Source organism: Streptomyces sp. NPDC052109 (assembly GCF_040680195.1).
Classification (GTDB): Bacteria; Actinomycetota; Actinomycetes; order Streptomycetales; family Streptomycetaceae; genus Streptomyces.
The window spans coordinates 143,068-156,856 of sequence record NZ_JBFAWF010000017.1 but is presented as its reverse complement, the minus strand read 5'-3'; the positions used below and the strand labels follow the sequence as shown (position 1 = coordinate 156,856).

Sequence of the window (13,789 nt, the reverse complement as noted above, 5' to 3'; positions counted from 1 at the left end):
GCTGTGTGCCTGGGTGGTCACGGCCGTGGGATCACGGCGTACGATTCCGTCCCTTTTGTTCCTCCAGCCACCGGCGGGCGCCGACCTCGCTGGGGTACTCGCGGACGGTGAGCATGCCGAGGCTCCAGCCGACGGCCCCCGCGGCCAACGCCGGCATGACAGGTGCCGCGACCAGCCAGAGGACGCGACCGGCGACAGCGAGACCGGTGGAGCGCCGGGCCTCGTCCCGTTTGGCGGCGCGGAACTCGTCGGGGGCGGGCGGGTCAAGCAGTTTCCTGCGGTGGTCCCGGCGCTGTACCAGCCACCCCCAGACCAGGGCCACGACGGCTGCCGCCGCCTGCGCCCAGTCCCACACCGTGCGGACCCCCGACGGCAGGGCGCCGCGGAAGCTCCCGTACAGAACGAGCGCGATGTAGCAGCAGAACGCGAGGACCGCGAGCCACAGGACCGCGGTCAGCGACCGGCGCAGCCAGTAGCGCGGACCGCGCGCGTACCAGGTGGTGCCGAGCCCCTGCACGGCGGGAATCCGGACGGGGGCCGTGGAAGCCGCGCCCTCAGAAGATGCTCTTGATGCCATGCCACACGTCGTCTTTCAGTCGAACGAAGTCGTCCCCGGTCTTGGACAGTACGTGCCCGGTGCCGGTCAGCACGCCGCCGACCACCCCGTGATCGTGGATGTCCTCGCTCCAGTGCTCGTGGAGGGAGTGGTCGATGATGCCGGTCGCACCGATCACGACGGCACCGCCGACGCCCGCCGCCACGGCGACGGGGACATCGAACGGAGCGGCGGCAACGAGGCCGGCCGTGATGGCCGTGCCGGCCGCCAGACCGGCGATGTTGGCGCCGCTGTCGGTCGCGATCGAACGCTGCCACGACCAGCCCGCGTCATGGTCGCCGGACGCCTCCAGCAGCCCGCACGCGCCGGCCGCGGCGACGTCCAGGACCGGGATCTCCTTCAGGAAGTCCGGGACCCTCTCCAGGCTCTCGCCCATGCGCAGCGCGTCGGCGGCATCGGCCAGCTTCACGTTGAGCGCACGGTCGTACGGCAGCGCCGTGCTGCCGTGCTCGGCCCGGGCGATCGCGTCCTCCAGGTCGTCCACCTTGGTGAGCGCGTCGCGGTAGGCGCCCTTGGCGGGCAGGTCCTTGGGCAGTGCCTTGCCCGCCTTCTGGTACGCCTTGCGCTCCGCCCGCAGTGCCTTCTTGGCGTCCTGCGCCGCGTTCTTGGCGTCGTCGAGCTTCGCGCGGGCCTTCGCGCCGTCGGCTCGGGCGTCCTCGGCGTCGTACGCGTACAGGCCCCGCAGATAGTCGGCGATGGTGACCTTGTCGCCGGTGGAGGCCGCACCGTCCTTCGCCGTCACCTGGTCGTACAGGCCGGACAACTGCTGTGCCGCGACGAGGCGCGCATGCTGGGCGGTGTGCAGGATGCCGTCGCGCACCTTGGCGTACTCGTTCATCGCGGAGATCGTCTTCTGGTCGTCCGCGCTCGGCGGGTCCGCCGTCATGATCGGCTGCGGCGCACCCCTGGCGTCCGTCACCACGCCCTTGCGGGCTGCGGTGTGCTCGGCGTTCTGCAGGGCCGTCTCGCAGGTCGACAGGGCGTCGGCGAGCGTTCCCAGGATGCTGCCCGCCTGGTGCACCAGCTCGGCGAAACCGCCGGCCGTGATCTCGTCCTCGCTCCACTTGCCGCGGAACGTCTCGGCCGCGTCGCCCTTCCAGCTCGCGTCACCCGCGAGCTTCTCGACGGCACCGGTGAGCGGCTTCACCACGCCGTCGAGCTTGTCCTTGGCGTTCTTGTACGTGTCGGCCATGGTGTGCAGGCCGCCGATGTCGCCACCGACCCAGCTGTCACCCATCAGTGCCAGTCCTCCGGGGTGAGGTCCTCGAGGACACCGTGGACGTCGACGTCGTGCCGGTGGAAGGAGTCGCGCGCGTACGCGGCCTTGTCCCCGTGCTCGTCGAGCCGGTCCGCGAGAAGCATGTGCAGGCTCTCGATGAGGGCGGCGACCTCCTTGATCGCGCTGTCCAGGCCCGGGTCGCCGCCGCTGACCACGGGCGGCGTCACATCCGGTTTCAGCGTCCGGTAGTCGCCGGCCTGGTCGTGGAAGGTCTTCGCCAGCGTGGCGAGGTCGTCGTAGATGACCTTGAAGTCGGCCGTCACCGGCGCACCTCCCGTGCATAGGCGGCCAGGTCCTCCGGCCGCCAGTTGGGTTCCGCGGGCGCGACACGCGGATCGAGCAGGACGGTGACGCCCTGTTCGTCCATCGCCTCGGCCAGCGGGCCGATCGAGGCGGCCACCCATGGCTGTGCCTCGCCGAGCGCCTCCACCAGCTTGGCCGGCGTGGTGAAGGCGAAGGCCACGGTGCCGTACGTGGGGTGGGCGAACAGCTCGCAGACGATGAACGGCACCCGGGCCGGCCGCCCGCTCGTCCCGGTCGCCGCGACGGACCTCGGATGGGCCGGGACGAACACCGGTGTGTGGTAGGGAGGCACCCCCGGCCTGGGGCGAGGGCGGTCGTCCGTGGCCGCGCTCGGGGCGGGTGCCGCCTCGACGAGGTCCCTCAGATGCGAACGACGCGGGTCCGGACCCTGCTTCGGGACGGCCTGTCCCGGTGGATCGGGGTCCACGAAATCGAGCAGGCGTGACCGCTTCGGCGCCCCCATCGCCGTCACCTCTTCCCCGTGGTTGCGTGGCCGATCGGGCCCGACCACCGTAGCCAGCGGTCAAGGGGGCAAATCCGGCCATGCCGGGGTGAACCCGGGGGGCGTACACGGAACTGACACGACTGCTTGGCCGACGGTAGAGCAATCCTTGACCCCTCGCTGAACCGGGGAGTCCGCCCGGGCCTTCGGCTACGGCACGCGGGCCGTCCACTCCGCCGACGTGAACTTCGTCCGCGCCAGTTCCTCCGCGCGCGCGAGCTCCTCGTCCGTGATCTCGCCCGGGGTCAGACCGTACCGCACGCCGAACGACGCGATCATCCGGTCGATGACCGCCTCACGCGGCAGCCCGGTCTGCCGCCGCAGCGGATCGACCCGCTTCCTCGCGCTTCTCGTCCCCTTGCCGGACAGCTTCTCCCGTCCGATGCGCAGCACCTCGACCATCTTGTCGGCGTCGATGTCGTACGACATGGTCACGTGATGCAGGACGGCACCCGGGACCCCGCCGGGCCCGACGACCCGCTTCTGCGCCGCGCCCGCGATCTTGCCCTGGTCGGTCGCGATGTCGTTCAGCGGCTGGTACCAGGCCCGGATGCCCATGTCGCCGAGCGCGCCCAGCACCCAGTCGTCCAGGTAGGCGTAGCTGTCCTGGAAGGACAGGCCCTGCACGAGGGACTCGGGTACGGACAGGGAGTAGGTGATCGTGTTGCCGGGCTCCACGAACATCGCGCCACCGCCGGAGATCCGGCGCACCACCTCGATGCCGTGCCGCGCGGCGCCCTCCGGGTCCACCTCGTTGCGCAGCGACTGGAAGCTGCCGATGATCACCGCCGGCGCGCCCCACTCCCACACCCGCAGCGTCGGCGGCCGCCGGCCGGCGGCGACCTCGGTGGTCAGCACCTCGTCCAGCGCCATGTGCAGCGCGGGCGGCTGCGGGCCCTCGTGGATCAGCTGCCAGTCGTAGTCGGTCCAGTCCGTGGCGTGCGCGAGGGCCCGGCGCACCGCGATCGCGACGCCCTCCGACGTCAGGCCGTACATCACCGTCCCCGCCGGGAGCGCCGCGTCGATCCGCGCGGCCAGCCCCGCCGCGTCGGTGTCCGCCGGGGCGCCCTCCAGCGCGTGGTTCACCGCGTCCAGCGCCTCGTCCGGTTCCAGGAAGAAGTCGCCCGCCACGCGCACGTGCCACAGCACGCCGTCCTCGACGTCCACGTCCACGACGACGAGTTTGCCGCCGGGCACCTTGTACTCACCGTGCACCGCCTGCCCCTCCGTTTCCTGCCGCACCAGATCAACGCCGCAGGTCGTCGCCGTGTTCCCCCGACCGTGATCACGAGATCTCCGCGGCCCTGCGCCGGGTCCGGACGGCACCCTTCCCTCCCGGGTCGGCCCGCCGGGCTGGTGGGGCGAGTGGCTGTCAGGGCGAGCCGGCCCTTCAGCGTGCGGCCGCCGTCGTCGGTGAGGCGCAGGTAGTAGTCGGAACGCGGTGCCGTCCTCGTCCAGGGCCAGGAAGCCGCCGTCGGTGGGGATCGCGGCACTGGTGGCAGCGGTCTTGGCGATCTGATTCCCCTCGCTCGTCGTGGGGGAACGGCGTGTCAGGAGCGCTGTGTGCAGGCGGGGGTCGTGTGTCAGGAGTGTGTGTCAGGAGTCCTGGCTGAACGCCGAGTCGAAGGAGTCGGCGGACGGCTCGATCCGGGTGAGCTCCCGGACTCTGGCCAGCGCGTCGGGGGCGCCGACCAGCCGGTCCATCCCGGCGTCCTCCCACTCCACGGAGATCGGTCCCGTGTATCCGATCGAGTTGAGCATCCGGAAGCATGCCTCCCACGGCACGTCGCCGTGGCCGGTGGAAACGAAGTCCCAGCCGCGCCGCGGATCGCCCCAGGGCAGCTGGGATCCCAGGCGACCGTTGCGGCCGTCGAGCCGGCGCACCGCGTCCTTGCAGTCGACGTGGTAGATCCGCTCCCGGAAGTCGTACAGGAAGCCGACCGGGTCCAGGTCCTGCCAGACGAAATGCGAGGGGTCGAAGTTCAGGCCGAACGCAGGACGGTGGCCGATCACCTCGAGGGCGCGGACCGTGGTCCAGTAGTCGTAGGCGATCTCCGAGGGGTGGACCTCGTGGGCGAAGCGGACGCCCTCGGCGTCGAAGACGTCCAGGATCGGGTTCCACCGCTCGGCGAAGTCGGCGTAGCCGCGCTCGATCATCTCCGCCGGGGCGGGTGGGAACATCGCGACCGTGTGCCAGATGGAGGAGCCGGTGAAGCCGACGACGGTCTGCACGCCGAAGGCGGCCGCGGCCCGCGCGGTGTTCTTGATCTCCTCAGCGGCTCGCTGCCGCACTCCCTCGGCCTCGCCGTCGCCCCAGATCCGGGCCGGCAGGATCGCCTGGTGGCGCTCGTCGACGGGGTGGTCGCAGACGGCCTGTCCGGTGAGGTGGCAGGAGACGGTCCAGACCCTCAGGCCGTGCTTGTCCAGCAGGGCGCGCAGTCCCGGCAGGTAGTCGGCCTCCTGCAGGGCGCGGTCGACTTCGAAGTGACCGCCCCAGGTGGCGAGTTCGAGGCCGTCGTAGCCCCAGCCGGAGGCCAGCCGGCAGACCTCTTCCAGTGGGAGGTCGGCGAACTGGCCGGTGAACAGGGTGACGGGTCGTGGCATTGCGGCTCCTGTTCTGCGGTACTCGGGCGGTGGTGCGCCTCAGCCGGCTACGGGCGTCCAGACGCTGGCGGTGCGGGCGCTGGTGGCAACGGCGTCCAGGACGCGCTGGACGCGCAGACCTTCGGCGAAGGACGGGGTCGGGTCGGCTCCGGCTGCGATGGCCTCCACCAGGTCCTTGACCTGGTGTGTGAAGGTGTGCTCGTAGCCGAGGATGTGGCCGGCCGGCCACCAGGCGGCGGCGTACGGGTGCTCGGGCTCAGTGGCGAGTACGCGGCGGAAGCCCGCCGTGCGGCTGCTCTCGGCACGGTCGTAGAAGCCGAGTTCGTTGAGCGACTCGAGGTCGAAGACGAGCGCACCGAGCTCGCCGTCCACCTCGATGCGCAGGGCGTTCTTACGGCCGGTGGCAAAGCGGGTGGCCTCGAAGACGCCGAGGGCGCCGCCGCTGAAGCGCGCGGTGAAGGCGGCGGCGTCGTCCACCGTGACCGGGCCGTGGCCACCCGCCGGGTCCGGGCGCTCGGCGACGAAGGTCTCGAGCACCGCGCTCACGCCCGTGATCCGCTCACCGGTCAGGAACTGGGCCAGGTCGACGGCGTGCGCACCCAGGTCGCCCAGCGAACCGCTGCCCGCCCGCTCGGCGCGCAACCGCCAGGTGAGCGGGGCCTCGGGGTCCACCAGCCAGTCCTGCAGATACTGCGCGCGCACATGCCGGATCGGGCCGAGGCGGCCCTCGGCCACGAGCTGCCGGGCCAGCGAAACCGCAGGCACACGGCGGTAGTTGAAGCCCACCGCCGCCAGGGTCCCGTGCGCCGCGCGTGCCTGCTGTGCCGCCGCGGTCATCGCCTCCGCCTCGGCGAGCGAGTTCGCCAGCGGCTTCTCGCACAGCACGTGCTTTCCGGCGGCCAGCGCGGCCAGGGCGATCTCGGCATGGCTGTCACCGGGGGTGCAGATGTCGATCAGGTCGATGTCGTCCCGCTGGACCAGCCGCTTCCAGTCGGTCTCCGTGCTCGCCCAGCCCTGGCGGTCGGCGGCGGCCTGCAACTCCCCGGCGGAGCGCCCGCAGACGGCAGCCGGCTCGGGCCGCAGCGGCAGGTCGAAGAAGCGCGGCGCGGTACGCCAGGCATGGGCGTGCGCGGCACCCATGAAGGCGTAGCCGACCATCCCGACACGCAGTGCCCCACTCATGTGCTCAGGCCTCCTCGGGCCGGGCACCCGCGGGTACGGCCTCCGGGCGCTCGCAGCTGCTGGTGACCTGTACCGCGTGGCCGCTCTCGCCGGCGGCGAGGAGCGACTCCATCACGTCGAGCACATGCTGGGCGAGTTCCCCGGACGCGCGGTGCGGGGTGCCGGTGGACAGGGCGCGGGCCAGGTCGGAGACGCCGTGGCCGCGGGAGGCGTCCGCGTATCCGCCGCGCACGGGAAGGTCCTCCCAGTCACCGCCCCCGGCGCGGAACAGCCGCACCTGGCCGTCGAAGCCGTTGGGGTCCGGTACGGACAGCGAGCCGGCGGTGCCGTACACCTCGATCCGGGGCAACCGGGCGGCCCACACCTCGAAGCTCATCACCAGCGTGGACAGTGCGCCGCTCGCGTGCTCCAGCACACCGGTGACATGTGTGGCCACCTCGACGGGGAAATCCGTGCCGGCGCGCGGGCCGCTGCCGATGGTCCGGGTGTCGCGGACGGTGGAGGAGAGGCCCGTGACGCGGCGGACCGGGCCGAGGAGGGTGACCAGGGCGGTGAGGTAGTACGGGCCCATGTCGAGCAGCGGGCCGCCGCCCGGCAGGTAGTAGAACTCCGGCGCCGGGTGCCAGCGCTCGTGGCCGGGCGTGGTCATGAACGCGGTGGCCGCGACCGGGACGCCGATGTCCCCGGCGTCCAGGGCGGCCCGGGCGGTCTGGACGCCCGTGCCCAGTACGGTGTCCGGGGCGCAGCCGACTCGCACCCCCGCCTGCTCGGCCGCCTGCAGCACACCGCGTGCCTCGGCCGTGGTGGCGGCCAGCGGCTTCTCCCCGTAGACGTGCTTGCCGGCGGCGATGGCCGAGTGGGCGACCTCGGCGTGGGCGGCCGGGACGGTGAGGTTGAGCACCAGGTCGACGTCGTCCGCGACGTAGAGTTCGGGCAGCGCCAGCGCCCGGGCGCCGGGGACGTCGGCCGCGGTGGCCTTGGCACGCTCATCGTCGATATCGGCGACGGCGGTGACCCGCAGGTTCTCCAGCCGGGGGAAGGTCTTGAGGTAGGCGGCGCTGATCTGGCCGGCGCCCACCAGGCCGATCCGCAGCGGGTTGTCACGGTGGTTCAGCGGGTCGCCCATCGCATGCCCCTCTTCAGCATGGTGTCGACCTCGGGTATCTCGAGATCGGCGAGGTTGTGTCCGACGGTGGTGACGAAGACCCGGCCCGCGCCCCAGCGGCGGGTCCAGGTGATCGGGACCACGGTCCCGGCGAGTTCGGGGTGGTCCGGGTCCGGCTCGTACACGGAGTCGGCCAGGACCTCCACGGCCGGGTCCATGTGGAGGTAGTACTGCTCGCTGCTGACGGTGAACGGCCCGATCCCGGTCAGCACCGGGTGCTCGGCGTGCTCCGGCCGCGGCCGGACCTCGTAGGTGCTGAACTGCCGTGGATGGTGGACGAACTGGCCGCCCGTCATGAGCTGGTACCGGGTGTCCGAGCGGAACGCGTCCACGATGCCACCGTGCCATCCGGCGAGGCCCGTGCCCGCCCGTACGGCGGCCGCGAGGCCGGCGGACTGCTCGGGGGTGATCGAGCCCATCGTCCAGCACTGCACGATCAGGTCGGTGCCGGCCAGCAACTCCGCGTCGACATAGCTGTCCAGAGTGTCGGAGACGGTGACGGCGTAGCCGTCCTCCTTGAGCGCGGCGGCGCAGCGGTCGCCTGCCGGGACCGGCACATGGCCGTCCCAGCCGCCGCGAACCACCAGGGCGTGTTTGGGCATGGTCCCGGGTTGCTCCGTCATGGCGTGCTCGTCCCTTCCGAGTCAGGCGCAGCCCGCCAGCGCTCCTCGGCCGTGAAGCCGAGGAGGTCGCGACTGCGGCTCAGGGAGTACGGGGTGCCGAAGCCCTCCGGGACCTCGGTCACAGGGGTGTCGGGGTGATAGCGGCGCAGGAGTTCACGGGTGGGCTGGAGTGCTGTGGTGTCGGGGGCGGTGACGTTGACGAGGTGGTAGCCGGCCGGGGCGCGGTCGAGGGCGGCGAGGACCGCCCGGGCCGCATCCGCCGTGTGCAGCCAGGCCCACAGCCCGCGGCGGTCGTGGCCGGGATCCTGGTGCACCCAGTCGAGGTGACTGCGCAGCCGCGCACCGCTGCCGATGAAGGGGAAGCGCAGGCTGAGCACGCTCATCCCGTCCCCTCCGTACCGCCGGGCCGTCGTCTCGGCGATCAACTCGCCGGCGCGCTTGGAGAGTCCGTAGACGTCCTCGGCGAGATAGGGGTGCTCCTCGGTCACCGGGATCTCGGTGGGGGACCGGTCCACCCGGGACCAGGCCAGGCCCAGCGCGGAGAGGCTGGAGACGTACACCAGCCGGCGCACTCCCGCCCGGGCCGCCGTGTCGAGCACCCGCCATGTCCCGTTCACGTTGATGGTGAACACCTCGTCCGGGGTTCCCGCGGTGGGGGCGGGCAGGGCCGCGGCGTGCACCACCGCGTCCATTCCGTCGACCAGTCGCTCGATCAGCGCGGGATCCCGTAGATCCCCGAGGAAGGTCTCGTCGGCCGGGGGGCCGTCCGGCTGGACGCGGTCGTGCGCGCAGACATGCCCGCCGCTCTCGGCGAGTTGCCGGACGACTTCCCGGCCGAGCATCCCCGCCGCGCCGGTGACCAGGACTTTCACGTCAGGTGTGCCCTTTCCGATGGAAGGCGAGCCGGACCTCGGGCGATCGAGACCTTAAGAGCTGGCCATTTAGCATGTCAATACGCGCGAATGAGCTGCGTTGGACGCCGGTCATGGGTCGGCGGGGGTGCTTGACATGCTAAATTGATACTCACCGAGCTCCCCGCGGACCACAGGAGGTCGATCGTGGACGGCGGCACACCCGAGGGCGGCGCGGGCGACAACGCACCTCGTGCCCCGCTCTACGCGCAGGTGAAGCGCGCGCTCCTGGAGGCCATCGCCTCCGGGGAGTACTCACCGGGCGTGCCCTTCGTGACGCAGCGGGAGATCTGCGAACGCTTCGGGGTCAGCCATGCCACCGCGGTGCGCGCACTCAACGAACTCGCCGCCGAGGGCTGGGTGGTGCGCCGTCGCGGCCTCGGCACCTTCGTCGCCGAGCGCCCCGGCCGGGGAGCGCGCCGCGGCGTCGGGAGCGCCGACCGCGCCATCGCCTGCATCCTCCAGTTCCAGGGCCCGCATGTCTCCCAGATCCTGGCCGGCGTCGAGGCGGTCTGCGCCGAACTCGGCTACCGGCTCTATCTGCGGCACTGCGAGGGCGACCCGGAGCGCGAGAGCCGCGCCCTGCTGGACGCCGTCCAGGACGGGGTGAGCGGCATCGTCGTCTATCCCGCGGAGGGCACGGGCGGCCGCGAGGGTTGGACGGAGGTCGAGCGCTCCGGCGTTCCGCTGGTGATGGCCGACCGCTACCGCCCCGACCTGGTCCATGACGCCGTGGTCGCCGACAACACGGCCGTCGGGCGGGAGTTGACACAGGCCCTGATCGCCGCCGGGCACCGCACCATCGCCACCCTGTGGGACGAGACCGACACCAGCAGCGTCCGCGACCGGCTCGTCGGCCATGTCGAGGCGTTGCGGCAGGCGGGGCTGCCGATCCGTCCCGACCTCACAGTCCTGCGCCGCTACCGAGACCTTGCGCCCGAACAGCGCCGCAGCAGGCTGGCCGAGCTGCTCCGCGGTGACAGTCCGCCGGATGTCCTGCTCTGTTCCAACGGCTATGTGCTGGCCGCCGCCGCGCACGACCTGGCCGCGCTCGGCTACGAGGTTCCCGGCGACGTCGAGTTGGCCGGCATGGACGACGCGGGGCCCTTCGACGTGCTTCCGCTCACCGTGGCCGCGGTCTCGCTGCCCTCCCGGGAGATCGGCGACGCCGCGATGCGGCTGCTCCACCGCCGTATCACCGAGAGGGCAGCGGGCCGGGCCCCCGCTGCGGCACCCGAGTTGACGGTGCTCCCGATCACCGTGCAGACCCGCCTGCCCACCGCCGCCCACCTGCGGATCGTCGGCGGCACCGCCCTCACGTAGCCGCCCGCGAAATCCTGTTGCCCTACGGAAGGATGAGAGTGCCCAGCACGCCCTCGCACTCCGGCACATCCGAACCCACCCAACCCGACCGCCTCCTCGGCCCGGACGGCGGGCTGCCCCAGGCCCGGCCGCCGTGGACCCACCGCGACGGGCTGCGGATCACCAGGGTCCGCGCCATCGTCACCGCCCCCGAAGGCACCCCGCTTGTCGTCGTGCGGGTGGACACCAACGACGACGGCTTGTACGGACTCGGCTGCGCCACCTTCACCCAGCGCTACGCCGCCGTGGCCGCCGCCGTGGACGAGCACGTCGGGCCGCTTGTCGTGGGCCGTCACCCCGCGGACATCGAGGACATCACGCGCCTCGTCCACTACTCCTCGTACTGGCGAAACGGCCCGGTTCTCAACAACGCGCTGTCGGGGCTCGACCAGGCCCTGTGGGACATCGCCGGCAAACGCGCCGGCCTGCCCGTGCACGAACTCCTCGGCGGGCGCTCCAGGGCCGCCGTCGAGGTCTACTCGCATGCGGCCGGCCCCACCATCGAGGAGACCCTCGACCGCGCCGAGAAGCTGATCGAGGCCGGCTACCGCAACGTCCGCCTGCAGACCGGCCAGCCCGGTCTCGGCGCCTACGGCGCCCCAGGCACCGGCGGTGGCTACCCGCGCTCCCCGCACCCCGACGGGTGGGACCCGGAGCGCTATCTTCGTTCCACCCCGGCACTGTTCGCCGCCGCCCGCGAGCGGCTGGGCATCGGTGTCAACCTGATGCACGACGTCCACAGCCGGCTGACACCCAAGCAGGCCGTGGTGCTGGCGAGGGCGCTGGAGCCGTACGGGCTGTCCTTCCTGGAGGACGTCATCGCCCCCGAGTTCTACGACCACCTGCCCGAGGTGCGCGCCGCCTCCCCGGTGCCGATCGCGGTCGGCGAGCAGCTCGGTTCGGTGCCGGACGCGGTCCGGCTGGTCCGGGACGGCGGAGTGGACCTGCTGCGGCTGCACACCTCTTCGGTGGGCGGGCTGACCCCGACTCGCAAACTCGTCGCCCTCTGCGAACTGCTGGGCGTGCGCACGGCCTTCCACTCCCCTGGCGACATCTCGCCGGTCGGGGTGGCGGCCAACCTGGCCGTCGACATCTCCACGCCCGCCTTCGGCTTCCAGGAGTCGCACGAATACAACGGGGCCACCCACGAGGTCTTCCCGGGTACGCCGATGGTGGCCGACGGCTGTCTGCGCCCCTCCGAAGAGCCCGGCTGGGGGATCGACATCGACGAGAAGGCCGCCGGGCGCTTCCCTCCGGTGAAGTTCCTCCACGAGCGCTGGTCCGCTCAGGTGCGGCGGCCCGACGGGGCGTTGGACGCCCCGTAAGCCGCCGTCCGGCAACGGAAAAAAAGGGGGGCCGCCCAAACCGGCGGCCCCCTTGCCCTGCTGCCTCTTCCTATTCCTCCGCGGCCACCGCCGCCGTGGGCGTCGTCCCGACGCCCGTCGAGCCGGCCGCCGCGCCGCCCGCCACGCCCTCCACCAGGTGGCGCTGGAGCAGGGCGAAGACCACCAGGATGGGAGCGGCCACGATCACCGTCGCCGCCGCGATGAGCGGCCACTGCGAGGTGTGCTCGCCGAAGAACCCGTACAGTCCGCGGGTCACCGGCCACAGTCCTGGATCGCTCAGCATGATCAGGGGCAGGATCAGGTTGTTCCAGGACGCCACGAAGCCGAAGACCCCGAAGGTCGCAAGTGCCGGCTTCATCTGCGGGATGACGATCTGGAAGATGAACCGGACGTACCCGCAGCCGTCCAGCGCCGCCGCCTCGTCCAGTTCCCGCGGGATGGACTTGATGTAGCCCACGAAGAAGAAGAACCCGGCGCCGGCAAGCGAGGTGAGGACCAGGAACCCCAGCCGGTTGTCGTACAGCCCGAGCGCCCTGGCCTCCACGAACAGCGGGATCAGGCCGCCGGGCAGGAAGCCGGAGAAGACGAAGAAGCCGTACAGCGCATTGGAGCGTTTGAACCAGCCGCGCGAGATGGGGAAGGCCAGGAACACACCCAGGATCAGCGTGATGACGTCGGGAACCACCGCATAGATCACCGAGTTGACCATCTCGGTGCCGAAGTTGCCCTGCGTCCACGCGTCGCTGAAGTTCTTCAGCGTCCACGTGTCCGGCATACCCGTGGGATCCTTCAGGAACGTCTGGTACGGCTTGAACGCCTGCAACAGCAGATAGACCAGCGGCAGTGCGAACAACCCGGCCGAGACCACGAAACAGAACAGCTGTGTCCCGGTCAGCCGCAGTCTGCCGAGCAGCAGGCGGCGACGGTCGGACGGGGCGGGCTTGGCGGCCGCCGAGCGGGCGGAGCGCCGCTGCAGGCGCGCGGTCTGCAGGCTCACAGCGACACCTCCCGCCGGCGCAGCCCCCACAGCAGGCCGCCGCCGACGACCAGGGTGAAGGCGAACTGCAGCATGGCCAGCATCGAGCCCCGGCCGAGGTCGGAGGTCTGCCCGAAGGCCGTGTCGAACATGTACATTCCCAGGGTCTTGGTGCCGTAGTTGCCGTCGGTGAGCACCAGGACCAGCGCGTACTCTCCGATGCTGCCCATGGCGGTGAGGAAGACGTTCACCGTGGTCGCCGGGGCCAGCATCGGCCAGGTGATCTTCCAGAACGTCTTCCACCGCCCGGCGCCGTCCAGCGACGCCGCCTCATAGAGCTCGGGTGGGATACGGCGCAGCCCGGCGATGTAGACCAGCATGGTGTAGCCGGAGAACATCCAGACATTGATCAGCACGATCAGCCAGATCGCCCAGTCGGGGTTGCCCAGGAAGGCGTTGGCGCCGCCGAACAGAGCGTGGTACGCCTTTTCCGTCGGACCGTTGTTGGGGTCCAGCAGGAGCGAGAAGAGCACCGCCACGATGGTCACGGAGAAGATCTGCGGCATGAAGATCAGTGCCCGGTACAGGCCGTAGCCCAGCCGCCGGCGCTGGAGTATCAGCGCCAGGCCCAGACCGACCCCGATCTGCAGGATCGTCACCCCGGCGACGTACTTCACGGTCACCACGAGGCTGTCCGACAGGTCCGGCCAGGAGCCGGTGAACTCGTTGCGGTAGTTGCACAGGCCGCAGAAGTCGATCGGGGTGCCGGGCAGCCCCGAGTACTGGGTGAGCGAGTAGTAGACGGTGGCGAGCGACGGGTACAGGCCGAACACCAGCCAGCCGAGGGTGGGCACCGAGATGGACAGCCAGGGGATCCAGCGCCTGGTCCGCCGGGTGCCGAAGGGGCAGGTGGACACGGT

At 71.4% G+C, this 13,789-nt stretch carries 14 protein-coding genes and 1 pseudogene; 2 read left to right on the top strand and 13 right to left on the bottom strand.

What is annotated here, in order from left to right; translation table 11 throughout:
• Window positions 1-31 precede the first annotated feature (31 nt).
• The 11 genes and pseudogenes from AB0L59_RS29505 to AB0L59_RS29455 all read right to left on the bottom strand — a co-directional run bounded on the left by AB0L59_RS29505 (window position 32) and on the right by AB0L59_RS29455 (window position 9,146).
• Window positions 32-577: a hypothetical protein gene (locus AB0L59_RS29505; protein ID WP_365589507.1), complete on the bottom strand. Its 546-nt coding sequence runs from the start codon at window positions 575-577 to the stop codon at window positions 32-34.
• Window positions 555-1,853 carry a hypothetical protein gene (locus AB0L59_RS29500; protein ID WP_365589505.1) on the bottom strand — a complete coding sequence of 433 codons (1,299 nt, stop codon included), beginning with the start codon at window positions 1,851-1,853 and terminating at the stop codon, window positions 555-557. The genes AB0L59_RS29505 and AB0L59_RS29500 overlap by 23 nt, the downstream gene beginning before the upstream one ends.
• Complete coding sequence (locus AB0L59_RS29495; protein ID WP_365589503.1) at window positions 1,853-2,158, bottom strand: DUF6317 family protein; 306 nt, start codon at window positions 2,156-2,158, stop codon at window positions 1,853-1,855. The genes AB0L59_RS29500 and AB0L59_RS29495 overlap by 1 nt, the downstream gene beginning before the upstream one ends.
• Window positions 2,155-2,661, bottom strand: a complete 507-nt coding sequence (locus tag AB0L59_RS29490; protein WP_365589502.1) for an SAV_915 family protein — start codon at window positions 2,659-2,661, stop codon at window positions 2,155-2,157. Before AB0L59_RS29490 ends, AB0L59_RS29495 begins: the two co-directional genes overlap by 4 nt.
• Before the next feature lie 189 nt (window positions 2,662-2,850).
• The gene (locus AB0L59_RS29485; protein ID WP_365589567.1) at window positions 2,851-3,915 is read right to left on the bottom strand and encodes a biotin/lipoate A/B protein ligase family protein; all 1,065 of its coding nucleotides are present in this window, start codon (window positions 3,913-3,915) and stop codon (window positions 2,851-2,853) included.
• Window positions 3,916-4,049: 134 nt separating this feature from the next.
• A pseudogene (locus tag AB0L59_RS29480) lies at window positions 4,050-4,230 on the bottom strand (xylosidase); the annotation flags it as partial.
• A gap of 66 nt (window positions 4,231-4,296) precedes the next feature.
• Complete coding sequence (locus AB0L59_RS29475; RefSeq protein ID WP_365589500.1) at window positions 4,297-5,304, bottom strand: sugar phosphate isomerase/epimerase family protein; 1,008 nt, start codon at window positions 5,302-5,304, stop codon at window positions 4,297-4,299.
• 39 nt (window positions 5,305-5,343) lie between these two features.
• Window positions 5,344-6,486, bottom strand: a complete 1,143-nt coding sequence (locus tag AB0L59_RS29470) for a Gfo/Idh/MocA family oxidoreductase (protein WP_365589498.1) — start codon at window positions 6,484-6,486, stop codon at window positions 5,344-5,346.
• 4 nt (window positions 6,487-6,490) lie between these two features.
• Window positions 6,491-7,612 (bottom strand): Gfo/Idh/MocA family oxidoreductase, encoded by a 1,122-nt coding sequence (locus AB0L59_RS29465; RefSeq protein WP_365589497.1) that lies wholly within the window; start codon window positions 7,610-7,612, stop codon window positions 6,491-6,493.
• Window positions 7,597-8,274 (bottom strand): ThuA domain-containing protein, encoded by a 678-nt coding sequence (locus AB0L59_RS29460; RefSeq protein WP_365589495.1) that lies wholly within the window; start codon window positions 8,272-8,274, stop codon window positions 7,597-7,599. Before AB0L59_RS29460 ends, AB0L59_RS29465 begins: the two co-directional genes overlap by 16 nt.
• Complete coding sequence (locus AB0L59_RS29455) at window positions 8,271-9,146, bottom strand: NAD(P)-dependent oxidoreductase (RefSeq protein WP_365589493.1); 876 nt, start codon at window positions 9,144-9,146, stop codon at window positions 8,271-8,273. The genes AB0L59_RS29460 and AB0L59_RS29455 overlap by 4 nt, the downstream gene beginning before the upstream one ends.
• Window positions 9,147-9,332: 186 nt before the next feature.
• Between AB0L59_RS29455 and AB0L59_RS29450 the strand changes: the two genes are divergently transcribed.
• Together AB0L59_RS29450 and AB0L59_RS29445 are read left to right on the top strand one after the other, a co-directional pair.
• Window positions 9,333-10,508 carry a LacI family DNA-binding transcriptional regulator gene (locus AB0L59_RS29450; protein ID WP_365589492.1) on the top strand — a complete coding sequence of 392 codons (1,176 nt, stop codon included), beginning with the start codon at window positions 9,333-9,335 and terminating at the stop codon, window positions 10,506-10,508.
• 38 nt (window positions 10,509-10,546) lie between these two features.
• Window positions 10,547-11,872: an enolase C-terminal domain-like protein gene (locus AB0L59_RS29445; RefSeq protein ID WP_365589490.1), complete on the top strand. Its 1,326-nt coding sequence runs from the start codon at window positions 10,547-10,549 to the stop codon at window positions 11,870-11,872.
• A gap of 70 nt (window positions 11,873-11,942) precedes the next feature.
• On the opposite strand, the gene AB0L59_RS29440 is transcribed toward AB0L59_RS29445, so the two are convergent.
• Window positions 11,943-12,890: a carbohydrate ABC transporter permease gene (locus AB0L59_RS29440; protein ID WP_365589489.1), complete on the bottom strand. Its 948-nt coding sequence runs from the start codon at window positions 12,888-12,890 to the stop codon at window positions 11,943-11,945.
• Window positions 12,887-13,786 (bottom strand): sugar ABC transporter permease, encoded by a 900-nt coding sequence (locus AB0L59_RS29435; RefSeq protein ID WP_365589487.1) that lies wholly within the window; start codon window positions 13,784-13,786, stop codon window positions 12,887-12,889. Before AB0L59_RS29435 ends, AB0L59_RS29440 begins: the two co-directional genes overlap by 4 nt.
• Window positions 13,787-13,789: the final 3 nt, after the last annotated feature.

What these genes read in the sequence shown, in the direction of transcription:
- AB0L59_RS29505 (WP_365589507.1), bottom strand. Translation starts at nt 577, where the DNA reads ATGGCATCAAGAGCATCTTCTGAGGGCGCGGCTTCCACGGCCCCCGTC.
- AB0L59_RS29500 (WP_365589505.1), bottom strand. Translation starts at nt 1,853, where the DNA reads ATGGGTGACAGCTGGGTCGGTGGCGACATCGGCGGCCTGCACACCATG.
- AB0L59_RS29490 (WP_365589502.1), bottom strand. Translation starts at nt 2,661, where the DNA reads ATGGGGGCGCCGAAGCGGTCACGCCTGCTCGATTTCGTGGACCCCGAT.
- AB0L59_RS29475 (WP_365589500.1), bottom strand. Translation starts at nt 5,304, where the DNA reads ATGCCACGACCCGTCACCCTGTTCACCGGCCAGTTCGCCGACCTCCCA.
- AB0L59_RS29470 (WP_365589498.1), bottom strand. Translation starts at nt 6,486, where the DNA reads ATGAGTGGGGCACTGCGTGTCGGGATGGTCGGCTACGCCTTCATGGGT.
- AB0L59_RS29465 (WP_365589497.1), bottom strand. Translation starts at nt 7,612, where the DNA reads ATGGGCGACCCGCTGAACCACCGTGACAACCCGCTGCGGATCGGCCTG.
- AB0L59_RS29460 (WP_365589495.1), bottom strand. Translation starts at nt 8,274, where the DNA reads ATGACGGAGCAACCCGGGACCATGCCCAAACACGCCCTGGTGGTTCGC.